A 19,062-nucleotide genomic window follows, 5' to 3' on the forward strand; every position below is an offset into this window, starting at 1 on the left:
TCGAAAGAGTGTACAATAGATCTATGATCTCTTATACGTAAGGAGCATTCACCATCATGTCCATGAACATCGGATCCCTGGATCCGCGCACGATCAAGGAACTGCTGCAGCTGCAAACGATAAATAAAGCCGGCTTGCTTTCCTCGAATCCGGCAGGCTCCGACGGGAGCGACGGCGATTTCGCCGAGTTGCTCGAGGGGCTGATGGCGACTCAGGCTGCCCGGCAAAATGCGGCTAAAGCCTCGGGAGCCGCGCTAACCTCGGCCGCGTCATCGGCTATGTCCAAATCGCCGCTTTTCGCGAATGGGACGTTCGGTTCGTCAGGAGCGTATTGGCAGGAGCAATTGGCCCCAAGCCAACCTACGGATTTCGAGCCTATCATTCAAGAAGCGAGTCAGAAGTTCGGCGTGCGGCCGAGCATGATCAAGGCTGTCATTGAAGCGGAATCTTCATTCAATCCTCGCGCTGTTTCCCAGGCGGGGGCGAAGGGCCTGATGCAGCTGATGGATTCGACGGGCGCCGACCTCGGGGTTACGAACGCTTTCGATCCAGCGCAGAACATTGCCGGCGGTACGCAATATTTGTCCGATCTGCTCATGAAATACAACGGCAATCAAGGTGTGGCGCTAGCCGCTTACAACGCCGGTCCCGGCCGTCTGGACCGGCTCGGCATACGCACCGATCAACAGTTGATGGACAAGCTGCATCTGCTCCCGAAGGAAACGCAAAACTATGTTCGCAAAGTGCGGCAGCTTCAAACTGCCTACGAGCTTTCTTAAAAGGTTGGGTAGGACCAATTTCCGTTTCCGGTGTACGGAGGCGCGAGGATTGGTCTTGTTTTTCGTTAGACGGCTAGTACTTATTGGAAGCGGAGGCTCATAGACTTGTTATATTTGGATTATGCGGCGACTGCGCCGATGCTGCCCGAAGTTATTGACACGATGACGGAAGTCATGAAAACCTATTACGGGAATCCGTCTTCGCTGCACCGCCTCGGTATCGACGCGCAGACGCTCGTCGCCCGCAGCCGGGAAACGATTGCGTCTGCGCTTCACTGTAAGGCTGCGGAAATTCGGTTTACGTCCGGCGGCACGGAAAGCAACAATTGGGCGATAAGAGGGGCCGCCTATCGTTACCGGCACCGCGGCACGCACTTGATCGCGTCTCAAATCGAACACGACTCGGTTTACGCCACGTTCCGGCAGCTGGAACAAGAAGGGTTCCGCGTGACCTACGTGCCGGTCGACCGCACCGGCCGGATTGACATGGATGCGCTGCGCGCCGCATTGACCGACGATACGATTCTTGTAAGCGTCATGTATGTGAATAACGAAATGGGCCGCGTGCAGCCGATCCGGGAAATCGGAGAGCTGCTGCGTCCCCGCGTGAAGACGCTGTTCCACGTCGATGCGGTACAAGCTCTGGGCAAGCTGCAGGTGGTCCCGCAGGAATTGGGGGCCGACCTGCTTACCTGCGCGGCGCATAAGCTCGGCGGGCCGAAAGGAACGGGATTTCTGTACATCCGTTCCGGGGTGGAGCTGCAGCCCCTGCTGTATGGGGGAGGCCAGGAGCAAGGGCTGCGATCCGGCACCGAGAACGTGCCGGCGATCGTCGGCATGGCTAAGGCAGTCCGGATCGCCGTTCAGCAGCAGCCGCAGTTTGCGGCTCATACCGCGGAGCTGCGAACGAAGCTGGAGGCCGTAATCGGCTCCCATCCGGAGCTGATGCTTAGCGGAACGGACGAGCCTGGAGGCATGGCACCGCATCTGATTCACTTCACTTATCCGGGCATGAAATCGGAGGTGCTCGTTCACGCGCTTGAGCAGCGAGGCATCTTCGTCTCGGCGCGGTCGGCATGTTCGTCCTCCGTGGAGAAGCCCAGTCGCATATTGACAGCTATGGGGTATACGGACGCCGCTGCCCGCAGCGGTATACGTCTAAGTTATTCATTGCAGCAAACGCTTGGGGATGTGGAGCGGTTCGACCGCATGCTTACCGAGGTGTTGAAAGCCGTTAAACCGCAGGTTACCGCACGTAGCCGGAAAGGACGAAACTAGATGAATCAAGCGCAACTGGCTGTGCTTCGCTACGGGGAATTGGTTTTGAAAGGAAAAAATAGGCACCGTTTTGAGAAAACGGTGTTCGAACAGGTGAAACGAGGGCTCAGGCCCTTTCCGGCGATCCGGTTCGAACGGGAATTCGGCCGGATCATGCTTCACTTGAACGGCGTGCCGTACGAAGATGTTTTGCCGCCGCTGAAGCGCGTGTTCGGGCTCGCTTCGATAAGTCCGGTGGTCAGCACCGAACTGGAGCTGGAGCGCATTCAAGAGGCGGCCGCCTCCATGATGGAGGCGCTGACGCCGCAGCCGGACACCTTCAAGGTGACCGTCCGCCGTGTTAACAAAAGCTTTCCGCACGATTCGCAGGCGATGAACCGTCTGGTCGGCGGGGCGGTGCTTCGCGCGCTGCCGGAGCTGAAGGTCGATGTGCATCGGCCCGACACGGAGCTGAAGGTGGAGCTTCGCGAAGAGGCGGCATGGCTGTACTGCCGCGTGGATCAGGGCGCGGGCGGCTTTCCGCTCGGCTCGAACGGACGGGCTGCGCTCATGTTGTCCGGCGGCATCGACAGTCCGGTAGCCGGGTATTTGGCTATGCGCCAAGGGCTGAAGGTGGAGGCCGTTCATTTTCACAGCTATCCGTACACCAGCGAGCAATCCCAGCAGAAGGTAAGAGACCTGGTGCGGCGGCTCGCTCCTTACGGCGGCTCGGTCAAGCTGCACATGGTGCCGTTCACCGAAGTGCAAACGCGTATTCATCAAGCGTACTCGCAAAACTTGCTGATTACATTGCTGCGGCGCGCCATGTTCCGGATTACCGAGAAGCTGGCCGAGGCCGGGGGCGCCGGAGCGATCATCACCGGTGAAAGCTTGGGGCAGGTCGCAAGCCAAACGCTGGCCAGCATGGACGCGATCGGCCGCGCCGTTCAGATGCCGGTGCTAAGGCCGCTCATTTGTATGGAAAAAAAGGAAATTATTAAAATCGCGGAAATGATCGATACTTTTCATATCTCGATATTGCCGCACGAAGATTGCTGCACGCTGTTTCTGCCGCCCAGTCCAAGCACCAATCCGAATTTGAACGTCATCCACAGTATCGAGCGCAACATGCCTTGGCTGGAGGAAGCGATCGAAGACGCGGTTCTCCGGACGGAAACAACCTGGATAGAAGCCGGCGAGCGGTTCGACCGCTTCGACGCCTTTTTCTAGCCGTAAGCTCACCTGTATATAGGGAAATGGGGGGTATTCATGCTCTGGGACAATATCGTCTTGTTTCTGGAAATTATGCTGATCAATATCGTGCTGAGCGGAGACAACGCGGTAGTTATCGCGCTTGCCAGTAAAAATTTGCCTGTGGCCCAGCGCAAGCAAGCGATATGGTGGGGGGCATTCGGCGCCATCGCGCTGCGGGTTTTATTGACGCTAGCCGCCGTTTATGTGCTGGACATCCCTTACATTCAAGGAATCGGATCGCTGCTGCTGCTCTGGATCGCCATTAAGCTGCTGATTGACGAAGATGGGCATTCGGACGTGAAGGAAGCGTCCACGCTCGGCAAGGCGATCTCGACTATTATTTTGGCCGACTTCGTCATGAGCCTGGACAACGTACTGGCGATCGCAGCCAAGGCAAAGGGCGAAGTCGGCGTCATCATTTTAGGAATCGGGCTCAGCATTCCGATCATTATCTGGGGCAGCAACCTCGTGGTGACTTTGTTGAAAAAGTTTCCGGTGCTCGTATTTTTGGGAGCGGGCATTTTAGGATATACAGCGGGTGAAATGTTCATGGCGGACGAGCAAATTTCGCATCTCGTGCTCGGAGATATCCCGCATTACGTGCTGCCGACCGTCACAACGGTCATCGTAATCGTCAGCGGCGTGTTGAAGAAGCTGATCGTCAGGCCGTAGCATTCCTAGCTTCGTGTCGAAATGGCGAATGTTTACGGTGCGTAAATATCGGCGATTTCCTTGCCTTTTGCCGTAATCGCACGTATAATGGAATATGGAATGATGCGTCGGCGCTTCTTGAGTCGACGCTTCTTTGTTGAACGGGCTTCGCAGGCCAAATTAGAAGAGAGGAATTAAAACCACCTATGCATGCCAGAGATAAAATTCGCAATATTGCTATTATTGCCCACGTCGATCACGGGAAAACGACGCTTGTCGACAAGCTTCTCCAGCAATCCGGTACGTTCCGGGACAATGAAGCGGTGCAGGAGAGAGCCATGGACTCCAATGACTTGGAGCGTGAGCGGGGCATTACCATTTTGGCTAAAAACACCGCCATCAGTTACAAAGACTACTTGATTAATATCGTGGATACGCCGGGCCACGCCGACTTCGGCGGCGAAGTGGAACGGATTATGAAGATGGTTGACGGCGTTCTGCTCGTTGTTGATGCGTTCGAAGGCACGATGCCGCAAACGAAGTTCGTGCTGCGCAAAGCGTTGGAGCAGCACTTGACGCCGATCGTCGTCGTGAACAAAATCGACCGTCCGAACGCCCGTCCGGCCGAAGTGGTAGACGAGGTGCTCGATTTGTTCATCGAGCTTGGCGCCGACGACGCGCAATTGGATTTCCCCGTCGCCTATGCGTCCGCTCTGATGGGAACGTCCAGCCTTGATCCGGATCCTGCTAAACAGGAAAACAACATGCAGGCCTTGTACGATACGATCGTGAATCATATTCCGGCTCCGACGGAAAGCGTAGAAGAGCCGCTGCAATTTTTGGTCACGTTGATGGATTATAACGAGTACCTGGGCCGTATCGCCATCGGCCGGGTGAACCGCGGCGTCGTCCGCCAAGGTCAGCAGATCGCCGTCATCAACCGCGAAGGTCAAATTAAACAGGCGCGCGTGGAAAAGCTGTTCGGCTTCCAGGGGCTGAAACGTTTGGAGATCGAAGAAGCGGGTGCCGGTGATATCGTTGCGATTTCCGGTATTAAAGACATCAATATCGGCGAAACGCTGGCCGATCCGGCTAACCCTGAGGCGCTCCCGGTGCTGAAGATCGACGAGCCGACGCTGCAAATGACGTTCCTCGTCAACAACAGTCCGTTCGCCGGCCGTGAAGGGAAGCACGTCACGTCGAGGAAGCTGCGCGAACGGCTGATGAAAGAGCTGGAGACCGACGTCTCGCTGCGCGTTGAAGAAACCGACAGCCCGGATGCGTTCATCGTTTCCGGCCGCGGCGAGCTTCATCTCGGGATTCTGATTGAGAATATGCGCCGCGAAGGCTTCGAGCTTCAAGTATCGAAACCGGAAGTTATCATTAAAGAGATCGACGGCCAGAAGATGGAGCCGATCGAGCGCCTGATCATCGACGTGCCGGAAGACAGCATGGGTTCCGTTATGGAAAGTCTCGGTACGCGCAAAGCCGAGATGGTTAACATGATTAACAACGGCAACGGCAATGTGCGTCTGGAATTCCTGATTCCGGCCCGCGGATTGATCGGTTACCGCACCTATTTCCTGACGCTGACGCGCGGTTACGGCGTGATGAACCATGCGTTCGACAGCTACGGTCCTTACGCCGGCAGCGGCGTAGGCGGACGTCACGAAGGGGTACTCGTCTCCAGCGAGACGGGAACGTCGACCTTCTACGGCATGCTTTCCGTGGAAGACCGCGGCATCCTGTTTCTGGAGCCGGGCACGGAAGTTTATGAGGGCATGATCGTCGGCGAGCATAACCGCGATACCGACATCATCGTGAACATCTGTAAAGAGAAGCAGCTGACCAACGTTCGTTCCGCAACGAAAGAGGAGACCGTACGTCTGAAGACGCCGCGCATCCACTCGATGGAACAAGCACTGGAATATTTGAACGACGACGAGTATTGCGAGATTACGCCGAAATCGATTCGCTTGCGCAAGAAGATTTTGAACAAGAGCGAGCGCGAGCGCTTCGAGAAGCACCGCAAGATGGCGGAAAGCAGCGTCTAACTAACTAACTATAACTTCGTAACATTAAGCGGGGAAAGCTCTGAGCGATCAGAGCTTTCTTCATAACTATTCTATCCCTTTGGAACCGGAGGTGTCGGTACGTATGCTCGAATGGTTTAGGGCGCATCCTTGGATCGCTTACGTGCTTATATTCGTTCTTCTTACATACGTATACAACAAAGTGTTTCGGGCGCGCAAGCTGCCTTTGCTGAAAGAAGCGGTCATTTATTTGCTGCTTGCGCTCGGCTCCTTGATGCTGTTGTTCTTTCAATTGGCGGGCTTGCCGATCATCTTGAGCTTATCGGTGGCCGTGGGCTTGATGCTGACGCTTCGCCTGCGTTATTTCGTACAGGAACGCATCAATAAGGGTAAACCCACTGATCCTGGCAAGGAGTGAAGTTCGCATGGCGACGTACTGGCTTGTGCCGCTGGAATGGGACGGCGAAACCGCGGTGTTCAGTGAGGAGAGATTCGCGCTGGCCCCGGCTGATAAACGCGACCGCTTTGTGCGTGCGCTGCAAGCGGTTCATCCGCGGCTGCTGCTGGCGTTCAAAGCCCATCTGCTTGTAGCTGACGAGGCGCTGGACGCTTGCGGCACGGATGATCTGCCGTTTGCCCTCGGATCTGCCGGGCCGATTGTGCTGCGCAGCCTGGAGGCTTCGACGGCGACTGACGAGGAGCCTTCCGCGGGGTGGCCGCTTTCGCATTGCGCGGAAGCTTATTTATCGGGCCTGCCTTCGCCCGGAGAAGCAGCCCGTTTGTTAAGTCTAGCCGATCTCGAGCCGGGGACGGAAGAGTGGGCGGCCGCGCTGCGAGCCTGGTTATTGCGGGGCGACCGGATCATTATGCTGAGAGAGGACGGAGTCGATCGATGAATTTGCAGGATACATTGTTTAACTGGCTGCAAATCAGCATCGTGGCCGAAGCACGTCCGGAGGACGGAGCGGCGCGCGAAACGAAAGATTTTTTCGAGCTCATCTTACGGGAGGACCATGCCTTGAGCCGGTTCTCTTATGAGGAGAACGACGATTTGTACCGCGTGGAGTACGAGCAGGACGGACAAACCCGCATGCAGCGGTACGACCGGGAATTGGCCGAGCAGCTGCTGACCGATATTAATTCGAATCCCAAATATAACGAATGACATAATTTCCGGACATTTAGATAAAATAAAGTATTCAAATGTGAAGGGAGTGTCTGTTGCAACTATCGGTAGCTGTACCAATTTGCGTATGATATAATGGATGTAGCAATAGGAACTATTAACACAGGAGGAGACTCTATGGCGGAAACGATCACAGCACTATCCGAGCAACTGATCGAACATTTGCAGAAAGAAGCGCTCACCCTTTTGAGCACGATCGATCACGAAAGCGGTTCGCCGACCATGAATGCCATTTCATGGCTGTTCGCCAAGGATGCTTCCACGATTCGTTTCGCCGTGGATCAACGTTCTCGGCTCATAACGAATATGAAGGCCAATCCGCTGGTCACATTAACTTATATTGGTGCCGGTTCCGTCCATGCCATTTACGGCAAAGCGCGTCTGGTTACCGATGCTCTCGACGAGGTGCCATTCAAACTGGCCTGCTTCGATATTGAAGTAACGGAAGTTCGCGATGGGATGTTTTACGGAGCGCGCATTTCGGTTCAACCTGAATATGAGAAGACGTATGACAAGCGTGCCGCTGAGAAACTGGATACGCAAGTGTTCAGCGCCATGAAAAAAGCCTAGATCCGTTTTCGTTTCTAGGCTTTTTTGCACACGATTTTTTATTAAAGCGATGGGTTGGGGACTTGCGGATTGCCGCTGTTCTGCGGTTCGTTCGGTCGAATGGGGTCGACGTCGCGCGGTATCTGCGGAATGATTCGCCCGATGATCGCAGCCATTTCTTCTGCAAGCCCGTTAATGCCCCGGCCGTTTTGAAGTTGATTCCGGATTTTCTGTAAACGTTCGCCTAAATCCATATCTGCGGTTACGAAGGCATCGACGCCGTACGGATCTTTCTTTAATGCTTCCGCTACGGAAAGTTTGATGGTACCGACCCTTGACCGATCCATCCCCGGCGGCACATTGATGCCGACGATCGCCGTATTTCCGAACACGACGCAATTGGCGCTTTCTACATTCGGAACGCTGAGGGCGATTTGTTCCAGCCGCTTCGCTACCGTCTGCGGGTCAGTAATTTCTTTCTTCTGCGGTGCCGTTTGCTGGGCCTTGACCTGTTGGTTCGGATCAGCAGCTTGAGAGGTGGAAGCTCCATTCTTTGGTGATTGGTTACATCCTGCTAAAGCAGCGGACAACAACAAGATTGCCGCGACAAACATTTTCATTCGTCATCGATCCTTTCTCTGCAGCATCAGCTTTGGTTAGTTTGTCCTCACGGCCAAATTCCTATGTATCGCATAGAGCCAAACACCAGACCCGGGAGGGACTCACATGAAAAAAATTTATGTGTTGGATACGAATGTCCTGTTGCAGGATCCCAATGCGATTTACGCCTTTGAGGATAATGAAGTCATCATCCCTGCCATTGTGTTGGAAGAAATTGACTCGAAGAAGCGAAACGCCGACGAGCTCGGGCGCAATTCCCGGCAAATTTCCCGGATGCTGGACGCGCTAAGGGCAAACGGCCATTTGTACGAAGGCATCGCCCTGCCGAGCGGCGGCAGCTTGAAGGTGGAGCTTAATCACAGAAGCTTTGCCAAGCTTCAGGAAGTGTTTGCGGATGCAAACAACGACAACCGCATTTTGGCGGTGGCGTTGAACTATCATCTGGAAGAGCAGGAGCGGTCTGAGCCGCGTCCGGTCATACTGGTTAGCAAGGACATGCTTGTGCGCATTAAAGCCGACGTTCTCGGCATCACGGCCCAGGACTACTTGACGGATCGGGTCGTGAATGTCGCTGACGATATTTACAGCGGTCACTTGACGCTTCATGTGCACCCGGCCATCATCGATGAGTTTTACACTTACCGTTCGCTGAGCGTTAATTCGTTGAACTTGACGTACCCGCTGCATCCGCACGAGTTCGTCATTCTGAAGGATGAGATGGGCACGAGCAAGTCGGCGCTGCTGAAGGTGAATGCCGACGGCCGTAAGCTCGAGCCGCTTTACATGAGCAATGATCCGATCTGGGGGATAGCGGCCCGCAACGCCCAACAACGGATGGCGCTCGAGCTGCTGCTCAACGACGATGTGCCGCTTGTGACGTTGACGGGTAAGGCCGGTACAGGGAAGACGCTGCTGACGCTTGCTGCGGGGCTTATGAAGGTGGAGGACGAGCGAAAGTACAAGAAGCTGCTGATCGCCCGCCCGGTTGTGCCGATGGGCAAGGACATCGGGTATTTGCCGGGGGAAAAGGATGAGAAGCTGCGGCCTTGGATGCAGCCGGTGTACGACAACCTCGAGTTTTTGTTTGATACGAAAAAGCCGGGCGACATCGATAAAATTCTCGCCGGCCTCGGCAGTATTCAGGTCGAAGCGCTGACCTATATCCGCGGCCGTTCGATCCCGGGGCAGTTTATTATTATCGACGAGGCGCAAAACTTGTCCAAACACGAGGTCAAAACGATCGTATCCCGTGTCGGCGAAGGCAGTAAAATCGTATTGCTCGGCGATCCGGAGCAGATCGACCATCCTTACCTGGACGCCTCGAGCAACGGCTTGACCTATGTTGTCGAGCGCTTCAAGGAGCAAAGCATCAGCGGTCACATCATGCTGGAGCGGGGCGAACGTTCGAACCTCGCACAGCTGGCGGCGGATTTGCTGTAAACTGAAGAGAGCCCTGGCCGAATCGGCCAGGGCTTTATTTGGCGTGGGGGGCAGGCTGTGGCCGATATCGCCACTGCACCGCGCAGCCGTAGGCTTCGGCGATGGCTTCAACCAGCCGGTCATGCTGCGCCTCGATGGCGAAGATCGTCCGGCCGTAATCGTCACCGGCGCCGTCTTTACCATCCGGGTCGAATGCTGCAGGCCAATCGGCGAGCACATGCTCGTCCAGCTGAGCGGCCGCCGAGGCGGGCTCGTAAGAACGCGACGCGGCTGGAGCGTGGGTGAGTTGAAACAGCGCCGCCATATCGGCGTAAAGATAAGGCTGCTGCTCCAAGCGGCTGACGAAGCCGAAGTCGGTGAAGGTGGGGCGAGCCTGCAGGCTCGCAGGCAGCAGGAGCAAATCGATCGGTTCGGCAGGAACGGCGTACTGCGTCATGACCGGTTCTGCCGCCGAGCGCTCTTCGGGGGAAGAGAAGATCAGCAGTTCCTTGTCCCGATCGAACAGCGACGTGCGTTCCGCCAACGCCTTGACGATTTGTGCGTAATAGCCGGCTCTTTTGCCTTCGGGCATATGCATGGCTAACGCATATTTCAACATGAAATCCATAGGAATCGGTCACCTCTCGGACAGATTAAAACAACAGTTTAAAAATAATCTTCAACTTGCCTTCCTCCAGCTTCACTTCGGTTACCTGCAAGTACGGCGCCAGTTTCTCCGGATAAATGCTCAGATCGATTTCCTTCTCCAGCGATTCCACCGTGGTGTCCGGCAGCAGAAAGCCGTTAAACTGCAGCTCATCGATACGGAAGCGAATATAAGGCTTTTTTGAACCCCCGGTTTCTTTCGTCGCCAGCATGTAGGTGCCCTTCACCGAAAGCTCGATGCCTTCGTGTGAGCCGGAAGCGATCACTTGATCCTGTAAAAAATGAAACGTTAAATTTTGAAACATCGTGTTCTTCGAACGCAAATAATCGTTGAGCTCGGCGTCCGTCAGCTGAAACGTGGAATGAAGGCCGTTATCGAACAGGCTGATTTTGTTGCTTTGTATGGCACCGTTTTTGCCCGACATGATTTCGGGCAAATCCTGCATCGCTCGGGCCAGCTCCCTAAAGTACGTCTTGAATTGGGGGAGGCCTTGCTCATACCACAACCGGTTGAGATCGAGCATCTGCTGCTGCAGGCTAACGGCCTGCACTTCTTGCGAAGCAAGCTGCCGGTCCACTTCATCCTGCAGCGCCACGAGCTTCGCGCGTTGTTCGATATAACGCTGCTTCGCCTGCTGCAGCGATGCGCTTGCCGCGTCCAGCGACTGCTTGATCTGCGACTGCTGCTTCCAGGCTTCCTGATGCCGGCCTAAGGCCAGTTTATCGTTGCGGATTATCATTTGCAAATATTCAAGCGTTGCCAAGCCGTCGGAGAACGAACGTGCGGCGAACAGCAGCGTCCACAGCGAATCCCGGTCTCCCATATAATAAGCGCGGATCACTTTGGCCGCATGCACGCGGGCCTCACGGGAAGCCGCTTCCGCGGACGCCAGATTGTTCTCCGCGGACGCGATTTGACTCTGCAGTTCCGTTTCCTGCGCTTCGATTCGTTGGAGCTCTTGGTCGATTTCGAAGATCGTCAATCCTTTTTGCAGCAGTTCCTTATTCGACGGTTGTCCGGTTTCCGCGCTGTAAGCAGGATATAGAACCGGTATGTATACAACGGCCAAGAGCAGCCCCAGGAACGCCCATTTTCGCATCTTCACCCGCATGTCCCTCCAGTCCCTCTTAACTACAGATTATCATAGGAAGGGGAAAAAGATGACAACAAAATTTTGGAGCAGCCGGTTCGGCGGCCGATAGCTGCGCTAATAAAAATACCTTCCGTGTAGACTTTTCGGCTTTTATTTGCCGTGTCTGCATAGAAGGTACCCGTTCATAAGCCGGCGGTGCGGCACGTTCTTTTAGTTCGGAGAGGCTTTGGGCAGCAGGCGCAAAATCTCATCCGTATTCTTCAATAGCTTCGGCGTTTCTTTCTCGAACGTCTGCGGTTGATTGACGGCATCTATTCGATGCGTCCACTGGATGGCGTGGACTGCGCCGCCCTCTTTCAAGGTGAAACGAAGCTGTGCTTTCTGCTGGCGAATAAACCCTTGGCTATCGATCCAGGTCTCCAGCGAAGAAGGGGCTGTCACTTGCAGCGAACGGCTCGCTTCCTTCCATGCTTTCGCTTGCGCTTCGCCGATCAAGCCGCTGCTCAGCCATTCGTCGGCTATAGCGGGCAGAACGGCGGCCAAATAAGAAGCGGCTTGCTGCTTATTTTTATCCGTCACCAGCATGGAGATGTGTTTGGCCGTTTCTCCGCCCGCGAGCGGCTCATCGTTTCCGCTGGATTCAAGCCAGTCTGGGTTCGCGGCTTGCAGCAGCTTGCCGCTGACAGAGGCCGACATTCGGCCGGTGTTCTTCAGTCGATCGGCATTGGATCCAAGGGGCAGCATGAAAAATTCGTCCGTTTTGTTGACGGCTGGCATATGCAAGTACAATTTGTTATCTTTAAGTAAGATTGGAAGCTCCAGCCCGCTGTCTGCGCCCTTGGGCGTCAACTTGACGTCGGCTTCGAGTTGAACGGGTTCGTTAAGCGAAGCTTTGCCGCTATAGGCGATCCGGCTTTCTTTAAAGACGGACAACAGGCCTGCGGTTAACGGTGGAGCGCCCTCGAACAGGGAGGCGTCGAGCTGCAGGTCAAGCTCGCCGGAGAATTGATAGCTTAACGCTTGCTCTTGCTTGGCGGCGGCTTGCTGCCACTCTTCTTTCAACTGCTGGCGGTCGGTACAGCCCGATACAAGCAGAACGGTAAGGCCAAACAACGCGGCGTATCGCGTGAAGCGAGAGATGGACATCTCATTCTGCCCCCTAGAATTGGATAGGATCATGTAGTAATCTCGATGAATATGGAAATGAGGTACCCGTATAATTATAACGATTCGGGTGCGCTTTGTCTGTAGTAAAATGGTTTGAGGCGGTGGGATCATGCATCAGGTTGAGACCGGACTTGCGGGGATCATTCGCAATAAGATTGCGGACAGCGAAGGCGGCTGGATCCCGTTCAGGGATTTTATGGAGATGGCCTTATACGATCCGAAGTATGGATATTATATGAAGGAACAAGAAAAAATCGGTCGATCCGGCGATTTTTACACAGCCTCCTCGGTCGGCGCTTTGCTAGGGGAATGCGTCGCGCACTATACGATTGGCGCGGCGAAGTCAGTGGATCGAGGAGCGGCGCTGCAATTTGTCGAGTGGGGCGGGGGGGACGGCCGGTTTGCGCGGCAGTTTCTCGACGCATTGAAGGAAGCGGATGCCTCGGTGTACAGACAGGTGATGTATACAAGCGTCGAGGCGAGTCCGTACCACCGGCGGCTTCAAACGGAGGCGCTGGCCTCTCATGCCGGTCGCGTGCAATTCATAACGCCGGAAAGCTGGATGGCTGGAGGGACTTGGGCGCAGGCGATCCTGTTCTCGAACGAGCTGCCGGACGCTTTTCCGGTTCATCGGCTTGTCCGGCGGGCGAAGGGCTGGATGGAGCTTGGCGTCCGTTACGACGGTGACACGTGCTCGTTCAAGGAAACGGAGCAGCCGGTAAGGAACGAAGAACTGTTGCGTTATATCGAGGCGGAAAATCTGCCGGAGCGGGAAGGTCAGCGGTTCGAAGCGAGTTTGGACTCGCTTCGCTGGTATGGACAGGCGGCCCGGCGGCTTGCCCCGGGATGCCGCGTGTTGACGATCGACTACGGTCATACGCGGGAAGAGCTGCATGCGGCGCATCGGATGAACGGGACGCTGCTTTGTTACCGCGGACATCAGGCGAGCGATACCCCGCTTGAGCATGTCGGCGAGCAGGATATTACGGCACATGTCAATTTCAGCGCTTTGATGGAGGCGGGCGAGGAAGCAGGGCTGGAAACGGTCGCGTACTTCACACAAAAGCAATTTTTGGTCGAGCACGGTATCCTTGACGGGCTGCAGGATCATGACGCCCGTGATCCGTTCTCCCCGGCGGCGCGGCGCAATCGGGCGATCCGTCAACTGCTGCTGTCGGACCGGATGAGCGAGCTGTTTAAAGTATTGATTCAACAAAAAAGGTGAGCCGCAGCTTAGATGCGGTTCACCTTTTTCAAATTCATTGCCGAGTCTGGGAGAGATTAAATGGACATTTTGAAGAATGACCAATACGTAACCCCTGAGAACGAGAGAATCATGTAGCCCCAGAAAAGCAATATGTAGGTGCGTTCGGACAGCTTCAAGTAACCGAGCAGTACGAAAATGGCCGTTTGGGCGAAAAAGAGAAGCGCCATCGGAATAAAGTCGCCGGCTAGAGCCATAAGCCCGATCGCCAGTGTCCAGAAGCCGAGTACGCGAAACATGCGATCCATTGTGCATCCCCCTCTCTAAGCTCACAATTCAAAAACTAACATTACTATCCAACATTATAGCGAAAGCTGTCTAACGTGTAAACGCCCAATCGGTGACGAATTTAAGTCAATTTTACGATCGGTATATATATGTTAACCCTATTGCAAGGAAACATGTATGACTGCTTGTAAAAATGGCAATACAAAATACTAGAAAAGTATTCTATGAACTCTACCATGGGCATAGAGATAAGGTAATGCAACATGTTCAGCACGACCATCATAGATGGATGAAACCCCAGGGGTTAGGAGGACTGCTTCAATGACCGCAATTCGACAAGATGCATGGAGCGATGAAGACGACTTAATTTTAGCGGAGGTGACATTGCGTCATATTCGTGAAGGAAGTACGCAGCTTTCCGCGTTTGAAGAAGTAGGGGAAAAAATAGGTAGAACCGCAGCGGCTTGCGGCTTTCGCTGGAATAGTTTCGTTCGTAAAAAGTATGAAGCGGCGATACAAATAGCGAAAGCGCAGCGTCAGAAGCGCAACCAGCAGCGCAAGCACGCGAATGCGTTCGCAAGCGTATCCGGCGGCGTTGGGGTCATAACCGACTCGTCAAGCGTACGGACGGACGGAATCGTCGAAGAGCTTTCGATCGACGCAGTGATCCGCTTTTTACGGCAGTGGAAGGGCAGCTATCAAGAGATGGTGCGCCATTTGCGTCAGCTGGAGAAGGAATTGAACGACAAGCAGGATGAATTGGAGCGTTTGCGGAGCGAGAATGAGGAACTGAACAAGCAAGTTAGCGACGTTTCTACCGATTACCGGGTCGTGAACGACGATTATAAAGCGCTTATACAAATCATGGATCGGGCGCGGAAGCTGGCCTTTCTCGTGGAAGAAGACGAGGAGACGAAGGCGCGCTTTAAGATGGATGAGAATGGAAACCTGGAACGTATTGAATGATAATGTCTGACTGCGAGAAAACGAAGCCTCCTCTTGGTATGCCGGATCATGGTGCCGGAACCGAACGGAGGTTTTTGTGCTTTCGGCAGAGCGGACCTGATGCGGGGCGAGAACCTTCGACCGGACCTGGCTTTTATGGTAGAGTTGGGAGAAGAAGTTCGAGAAACCCGATAAGGAAGTGACGTTCGTTTGGGTCGATACACCATTGTTGGCGCAGGAGCGCTCGGGATATTGTTTGCCGTTAAATTGACGGCCGGGGGTTACAGGACCGAGCTGGTCGTGCGGCGGGAGGAACAACGACAGCGGCTGGCGCAAGAGGGGATCACGCTGGGCCGCGAAGGTGAAGCGCCGCTTCGCGTCTTCCCGGACGTGACCCGGATCGATGAGCCGGATGCAGGCAGCCGCGGCGTCGCAGAAGCGCCTGAGCTGCATTATATCGTCCTGACCGTTAAACAGACGGACATCACCGTTCAGCTGGCCGAGAACCTGAGAAGCCGTATGGGGCCGATGTCGTGGGTCGTTTGCTTGCAGAACGGAATCGGCCACGCCGAGACGCTGGCGACGCATATCCCGGCCGGCCGGCTGCTTCTAGCCGTTACGACCGAAGCCGCGCTGAAGCGGTCGGATACCGCGGCAGACCATACCGGTCAGGGCGAAACCTGGGCAGGGCCTTGGACGCCGGATTCATCCCGATTTCAGGATGTGTCGGGGACGGAGCGTTCATTAATGGAAAAAACACAAAAAAATCTGGCAAAAGAGCTCGAATCGGCAGGATTTCGTACCTTTCTGTCGAATGACATCACTAGCCGCATTTGGCAAAAACTGCTGATCAATGCCGTCGTTAATCCGTTGACTGCTATTCTGCACGTGCGCAACGGCGAACTTTTGCAAACTTCCGGGCTGCAGGATTACATGCGCGATTTGCTGGCGGAAGGCGAGAAGGTTGCGGCCGCGCTGGGAATTCAGTTGGAATCAGGACTCTGGGAGCGTCTGCTTCAAGTTTGCAGGCTAACGGCGACTAACCGTTCATCTATGCTGCAGGACATACTGGCCGGAAGGCGGACGGAGATCGAAGCCATTAACGGAAGCCTGATCCGGAAGGGTGAGGACCTCGGGCTTGACATGACGGTTCACAAGAGCGTCTATCGACTTGTGAAGGCGTTGGAGGAGCGGAATTCGGCAAACGGCTGAACCATTTCGTTCGAATCGGGTGATGTCATGAATGTACTGATCGGTTGGCTTCATCAGCTCTATATGCTGCTTGCTCTTGTTCCTTTCGTAGCTTTTTTCATCGTCTGGACGATTGCCTATTGGGTCAGCCGGGATAAGCGGAAGGCCACGCACCTTAGTATGGACATCACAACGCTGTTTCTTATCGGATCCGTCGCCTTCATGAGCCGAAATTTGTTCGGTTCCGGGATGCTGTCGTGGACGATCGTGCTTCTGTTTCTGGTTGCCGCGGGTTTGCTCGGAAATTTACAAAACCGCCTCAAGGGCCGGATCGATATGATGAAGATCGCCCGTACGCTGGGAAGATTCGGGTTCCTTGTGCTAACGGCTTGTTACGTATTGCTGCTTGTAGTGGGAATAGGAAAGTATATGTTTGAGCCTTAGGAGGAGAAGACGTTTGAACGTACATAATTTGATGGAGGATGTTGTGAAAGCGTGTCTAAAAGATTTAATGCTGCACCAAGAGCAATTGTCCGCTTTGGACGAGAAGTCCCAGAGCGACATTATGGCCATCGCGCTGAATCGGCTGCCCGCGAAGTACGTCTCAACCGCTAGGGGAGAAGTGATTGCCAAGGCCCAGATGGGGATGCAGGCCGAAACCGACGTTTACCGCGAATTGTCCTATGCGATCGATAAGGTGTTGAACTCGGTGCGCAAGTTGGATTTATCTTAAATGTTGCGAATAAAATAGTACCTGATTTGAGAGCCTATGACATAGGCTCTTTTTTTTTCAGGAAACAGGGAAGCTGCCGCGTTTTTTTGTGCGGCTACATCATCTAATAATTGACCAATGTTAAATAATAGTACTAGAATTTATTGACCAATGGATGTATAATTTCTATCTGGCAACGGTTACAGCTATTTACAATTGGAAAGATAATAAATTCAATGAATAAATACAGGATAATATTACTTTGGTGGGAATTCTGGAATAGTTCGGAATTAACATATAATTACATATTTGAGGAGGAGGATGTCTATGAAGTTGAATAAACTTCTAGTCTTGGCGACTGTAACGGCCGTGCTTGGCGCTACGGTTGCGGGATGTTCAGGCAATGCCAACAATGACCAAGCGGGGGGTGCTGCAACAGAACCCGGAAAAGCGTCGGCGCAAGAAATTCGAATCAATTTATCGGCCGAACCGCCAGCTTTAGATAGCTCGATTGCTACGACAAACCCGACCTTCACGATCATCAATGCGATCAATGAAGGTTTGTATCGTCTTAACGGGGAAGGCAAGCCGGAGCCGGCGCTAGCTAAAGAGCTGCCGAGCATTTCTCCGGACGGTCTGGTGTACACGATCACGCTGCGTGACGGTTTGAAATGGGCAGACGGCTCGCCGCTGACCGCAAATGACTTCGTGTGGGCCTACCAACGCACCCTGGATCCGGCCACGAAAGCGAAATACGCATCGATGCTTGCCTGGATTAAAGGCGGAACAGCTTTGAATACAGCGAAGCCGGAAGAAGTCGAAGCCAGGAAAGCGGAGCTCGGCGTGAAGGCGAAGGACGATAGAACGCTTGAAATCACCTTGGAGCGTCCGGTCGCGTTCTTCACCGATCAATTGTCCATGCCGATCTTCTTCCCGCAGAAAGCGGACTTCGTGAAAACGCAAGGCGACAAATACGGCGCGGATGCGGACAAGGTAATCGGCGCAGGTCCGTTCAAGCTGGAAAAGTGGGATCATGAGCAGCAGCTCGTCATGGTCAAAAACGAAAATTATTGGGACGCCGCTAACGTGAAGTTGACCAAAGTTACCGTTAACGTCGTCAAAGACCCGAATACGGCTCTGAATATGTTTGAGACGGATCAAGTTGACCTGACGGAACTTAAAGGCGATCAATTCCAAATGTATCAGGGCAAGCCGGAATTGACGCTGAAAAAGGAATTTGTTACCAGCTATATCATGTTCCATAACAACAAAGTGCCGGCGTTTGCTAACGCAAAAATACGTAAAGCGCTCGGCATGGCCGTAGACCGGAAAGCGTTGAATGAAGTTGTGCTTGGCGGCGCCTCGATCCCTTCCACCGGTTTGGTGCCGGGAACAGTGATGGACGGCAACAAGCAAGAGTTCCGTAAAGTAGCGGGCGATACGCAGTTTGCGTACGACGTGGCAGCTGCGAAGGCGCTGCTTGCCGAAGGTTTGCAGGAACTGAACATGACGTCATTGCCGAAGTTCAAGCTGACTTCCGACGATACGGAAACGGCTAAGAAAACGATCGAGTTTGTTCAAGCGCAATGGAAACAAAATCTGGGAGTCGAAGTGGACGGCGAACCGCTGCCATTCGCACTTCGCGTGAAAAATATGCAGGAGAACAACTTTGACGCGTTGATCGCTTTGTGGGGCGCGGACTATAACGACCCGATGACGTTCCTTAACATGTGGATGTCCGATAACAAGTCTTTTAACTACGTGCAGTACAACAGCAAAGCTTACGATGATCTGGTCAAAGCGGCCGACAAAGAGGTTGACTTGGCGAAACGTTCCCAAATGCTCGTTGACGCCGAGAAAATGTTGATGAACGACGCACCGGTCGCCCCGCTCTACTTCCGTACGCGTCCGTACGCGAAGAAAGTGAATGTCGACGGTTTGATTCTGCCGGCGATGTCCAAAGAGTGGGAATTAAAATGGGTTTCTATCAAGTAATTTTATATTAATCGAGGCTGATTCGATGCAAGAGGGGGCCGTTCTGCTTAT

General features: G+C 54.0%; 21 protein-coding genes. 16 read left to right on the top strand and 5 right to left on the bottom strand.

The window, feature by feature from the left end; all coding sequences use genetic code 11:
- The first annotated feature begins 56 nt into the window (after positions 1–56).
- The 9 genes from ACZ439_RS22970 (at position 57) to ACZ439_RS23010 (ending at position 7,730) form a co-directional block, all read left to right on the top strand.
- Positions 57–779 carry a lytic transglycosylase domain-containing protein gene (locus ACZ439_RS22970; protein ID WP_054800014.1) on the top strand — a complete coding sequence of 241 codons (723 nt, stop codon included), beginning with the start codon at positions 57–59 and terminating at the stop codon, positions 777–779.
- A 105-nt stretch (positions 780–884) separates the two neighbouring features.
- On the top strand, positions 885–2,057 hold the full coding sequence (locus ACZ439_RS22975; protein ID WP_464620258.1) for a cysteine desulfurase family protein: 1,173 nt from the start codon (positions 885–887) through the stop codon (positions 2,055–2,057).
- A complete protein-coding gene (gene thiI / locus ACZ439_RS22980; RefSeq protein WP_464620259.1) occupies positions 2,058–3,266 on the top strand; it encodes a tRNA uracil 4-sulfurtransferase ThiI in 1,209 nt (402 codons plus the stop codon).
- Positions 3,267–3,305: 39 nt separating this feature from the next.
- Complete coding sequence (locus tag ACZ439_RS22985) at positions 3,306–3,962, top strand: TerC family protein (protein ID WP_464620260.1); 657 nt, start codon at positions 3,306–3,308, stop codon at positions 3,960–3,962.
- 185 nt (positions 3,963–4,147) lie between these two features.
- Positions 4,148–5,995 (top strand): translational GTPase TypA, encoded by a 1,848-nt coding sequence (gene typA / locus ACZ439_RS22990; protein ID WP_054797356.1) that lies wholly within the window; start codon positions 4,148–4,150, stop codon positions 5,993–5,995.
- Between the two features lie 103 nt (positions 5,996–6,098).
- Entirely contained in the window at positions 6,099–6,392 is a 294-nt protein-coding gene (locus ACZ439_RS22995; protein WP_054797357.1) for a YlaH-like family protein, read from the top strand.
- Between the two features lie 7 nt (positions 6,393–6,399).
- Positions 6,400–6,870, top strand: a complete 471-nt coding sequence (locus tag ACZ439_RS23000) for a hypothetical protein (RefSeq protein ID WP_054797358.1) — start codon at positions 6,400–6,402, stop codon at positions 6,868–6,870.
- Positions 6,867–7,139 (top strand): hypothetical protein, encoded by a 273-nt coding sequence (locus tag ACZ439_RS23005; RefSeq protein ID WP_127608514.1) that lies wholly within the window; start codon positions 6,867–6,869, stop codon positions 7,137–7,139. The genes ACZ439_RS23000 and ACZ439_RS23005 overlap by 4 nt, the downstream gene beginning before the upstream one ends.
- Before the next feature lie 138 nt (positions 7,140–7,277).
- Positions 7,278–7,730, top strand: a complete 453-nt coding sequence (locus tag ACZ439_RS23010; RefSeq protein ID WP_054797359.1) for a pyridoxamine 5'-phosphate oxidase family protein — start codon at positions 7,278–7,280, stop codon at positions 7,728–7,730.
- 41 nt (positions 7,731–7,771) lie between these two features.
- On the opposite strand, the gene ACZ439_RS23015 is transcribed toward ACZ439_RS23010, so the two are convergent.
- Positions 7,772–8,329 (bottom strand): YhcN/YlaJ family sporulation lipoprotein, encoded by a 558-nt coding sequence (locus ACZ439_RS23015; RefSeq protein WP_054797360.1) that lies wholly within the window; start codon positions 8,327–8,329, stop codon positions 7,772–7,774.
- Positions 8,330–8,435: 106 nt separating this feature from the next.
- Between ACZ439_RS23015 and ACZ439_RS23020 the strand changes: the two genes are divergently transcribed.
- Positions 8,436–9,770 carry a PhoH family protein gene (locus tag ACZ439_RS23020; protein WP_127608515.1) on the top strand — a complete coding sequence of 445 codons (1,335 nt, stop codon included), beginning with the start codon at positions 8,436–8,438 and terminating at the stop codon, positions 9,768–9,770.
- A gap of 34 nt (positions 9,771–9,804) precedes the next feature.
- On the opposite strand, the gene ACZ439_RS23025 is transcribed toward ACZ439_RS23020, so the two are convergent.
- The 3 genes from ACZ439_RS23025 to ACZ439_RS23035 form a co-directional block, all read right to left on the bottom strand.
- A complete protein-coding gene (locus ACZ439_RS23025) occupies positions 9,805–10,377 on the bottom strand; it encodes a hypothetical protein (protein WP_054797361.1) in 573 nt (190 codons plus the stop codon).
- Between the two features lie 25 nt (positions 10,378–10,402).
- On the bottom strand, positions 10,403–11,527 hold the full coding sequence (locus tag ACZ439_RS23030) for a hypothetical protein (protein ID WP_141333769.1): 1,125 nt from the start codon (positions 11,525–11,527) through the stop codon (positions 10,403–10,405).
- A 192-nt stretch (positions 11,528–11,719) separates the two neighbouring features.
- Positions 11,720–12,655, bottom strand: coding sequence for a hypothetical protein (locus ACZ439_RS23035; protein WP_054800016.1), 936 nt, complete (start codon positions 12,653–12,655; stop codon positions 11,720–11,722).
- 130 nt (positions 12,656–12,785) lie between these two features.
- Here ACZ439_RS23035 and ACZ439_RS23040 point away from each other — a divergent pair, with 130 nt between their 5' ends.
- Entirely contained in the window at positions 12,786–13,901 is a 1,116-nt protein-coding gene (locus ACZ439_RS23040; protein WP_464620261.1) for a class I SAM-dependent methyltransferase, read from the top strand.
- A gap of 56 nt (positions 13,902–13,957) precedes the next feature.
- On the opposite strand, the gene ACZ439_RS23045 is transcribed toward ACZ439_RS23040, so the two are convergent.
- Positions 13,958–14,188 (bottom strand): DUF2626 domain-containing protein, encoded by a 231-nt coding sequence (locus tag ACZ439_RS23045; protein ID WP_054800017.1) that lies wholly within the window; start codon positions 14,186–14,188, stop codon positions 13,958–13,960.
- A gap of 301 nt (positions 14,189–14,489) precedes the next feature.
- On the opposite strand from ACZ439_RS23045, the gene ACZ439_RS23050 reads away from it, so the two are divergent.
- The 5 genes from ACZ439_RS23050 to ACZ439_RS23070 all read left to right on the top strand — a co-directional run bounded on the left by ACZ439_RS23050 (position 14,490) and on the right by ACZ439_RS23070 (position 19,011).
- On the top strand, positions 14,490–15,134 hold the full coding sequence (locus ACZ439_RS23050; protein WP_127608519.1) for an RsfA family transcriptional regulator: 645 nt from the start codon (positions 14,490–14,492) through the stop codon (positions 15,132–15,134).
- Between the two features lie 189 nt (positions 15,135–15,323).
- Positions 15,324–16,325, top strand: coding sequence for a ketopantoate reductase family protein (locus tag ACZ439_RS23055; RefSeq protein WP_464620262.1), 1,002 nt, complete (start codon positions 15,324–15,326; stop codon positions 16,323–16,325).
- A 27-nt stretch (positions 16,326–16,352) separates the two neighbouring features.
- A complete protein-coding gene (locus tag ACZ439_RS23060) occupies positions 16,353–16,748 on the top strand; it encodes a DUF3397 domain-containing protein (RefSeq protein WP_127608521.1) in 396 nt (131 codons plus the stop codon).
- A 13-nt stretch (positions 16,749–16,761) separates the two neighbouring features.
- Positions 16,762–17,037: a late competence development ComFB family protein gene (locus ACZ439_RS23065; protein WP_054797364.1), complete on the top strand. Its 276-nt coding sequence runs from the start codon at positions 16,762–16,764 to the stop codon at positions 17,035–17,037.
- A 306-nt stretch (positions 17,038–17,343) separates the two neighbouring features.
- Positions 17,344–19,011 carry a peptide ABC transporter substrate-binding protein gene (locus ACZ439_RS23070; RefSeq protein ID WP_141333765.1) on the top strand — a complete coding sequence of 556 codons (1,668 nt, stop codon included), beginning with the start codon at positions 17,344–17,346 and terminating at the stop codon, positions 19,009–19,011.
- Positions 19,012–19,062 lie beyond the last annotated feature (51 nt).

It is taken from the genome of Paenibacillus sp. JCM 9796 (assembly GCF_055379675.1).

What these genes read in the sequence shown, in the direction of transcription:
- ACZ439_RS23020 (WP_127608515.1), top strand. Translation starts at nt 8,436, where the DNA reads ATGAAAAAAATTTATGTGTTGGATACGAATGTCCTGTTGCAGGATCCC.
- ACZ439_RS23030 (WP_141333769.1), bottom strand. Translation starts at nt 11,527, where the DNA reads ATGCGGGTGAAGATGCGAAAATGGGCGTTCCTGGGGCTGCTCTTGGCC.
- ACZ439_RS23070 (WP_141333765.1), top strand. Translation starts at nt 17,344, where the DNA reads ATGAAGTTGAATAAACTTCTAGTCTTGGCGACTGTAACGGCCGTGCTT.
- ACZ439_RS23050 (WP_127608519.1), top strand. Translation starts at nt 14,490, where the DNA reads ATGACCGCAATTCGACAAGATGCATGGAGCGATGAAGACGACTTAATT.
- ACZ439_RS23025 (WP_054797361.1), bottom strand. Translation starts at nt 10,377, where the DNA reads ATGGATTTCATGTTGAAATATGCGTTAGCCATGCATATGCCCGAAGGC.
- typA (WP_054797356.1), top strand. Translation starts at nt 4,148, where the DNA reads ATGCATGCCAGAGATAAAATTCGCAATATTGCTATTATTGCCCACGTC.
- ACZ439_RS23010 (WP_054797359.1), top strand. Translation starts at nt 7,278, where the DNA reads ATGGCGGAAACGATCACAGCACTATCCGAGCAACTGATCGAACATTTG.
- ACZ439_RS23045 (WP_054800017.1), bottom strand. Translation starts at nt 14,188, where the DNA reads ATGGATCGCATGTTTCGCGTACTCGGCTTCTGGACACTGGCGATCGGG.
- ACZ439_RS22995 (WP_054797357.1), top strand. Translation starts at nt 6,099, where the DNA reads ATGCTCGAATGGTTTAGGGCGCATCCTTGGATCGCTTACGTGCTTATA.
- ACZ439_RS22970 (WP_054800014.1), top strand. Translation starts at nt 57, where the DNA reads ATGTCCATGAACATCGGATCCCTGGATCCGCGCACGATCAAGGAACTG.
- ACZ439_RS23040 (WP_464620261.1), top strand. Translation starts at nt 12,786, where the DNA reads ATGCATCAGGTTGAGACCGGACTTGCGGGGATCATTCGCAATAAGATT.
- ACZ439_RS23015 (WP_054797360.1), bottom strand. Translation starts at nt 8,329, where the DNA reads ATGAAAATGTTTGTCGCGGCAATCTTGTTGTTGTCCGCTGCTTTAGCA.
- ACZ439_RS23035 (WP_054800016.1), bottom strand. Translation starts at nt 12,655, where the DNA reads ATGTCCATCTCTCGCTTCACGCGATACGCCGCGTTGTTTGGCCTTACC.
- ACZ439_RS23005 (WP_127608514.1), top strand. Translation starts at nt 6,867, where the DNA reads ATGAATTTGCAGGATACATTGTTTAACTGGCTGCAAATCAGCATCGTG.
- thiI (WP_464620259.1), top strand. Translation starts at nt 2,058, where the DNA reads ATGAATCAAGCGCAACTGGCTGTGCTTCGCTACGGGGAATTGGTTTTG.
- ACZ439_RS22985 (WP_464620260.1), top strand. Translation starts at nt 3,306, where the DNA reads ATGCTCTGGGACAATATCGTCTTGTTTCTGGAAATTATGCTGATCAAT.
- ACZ439_RS23060 (WP_127608521.1), top strand. Translation starts at nt 16,353, where the DNA reads ATGAATGTACTGATCGGTTGGCTTCATCAGCTCTATATGCTGCTTGCT.
- ACZ439_RS23000 (WP_054797358.1), top strand. Translation starts at nt 6,400, where the DNA reads ATGGCGACGTACTGGCTTGTGCCGCTGGAATGGGACGGCGAAACCGCG.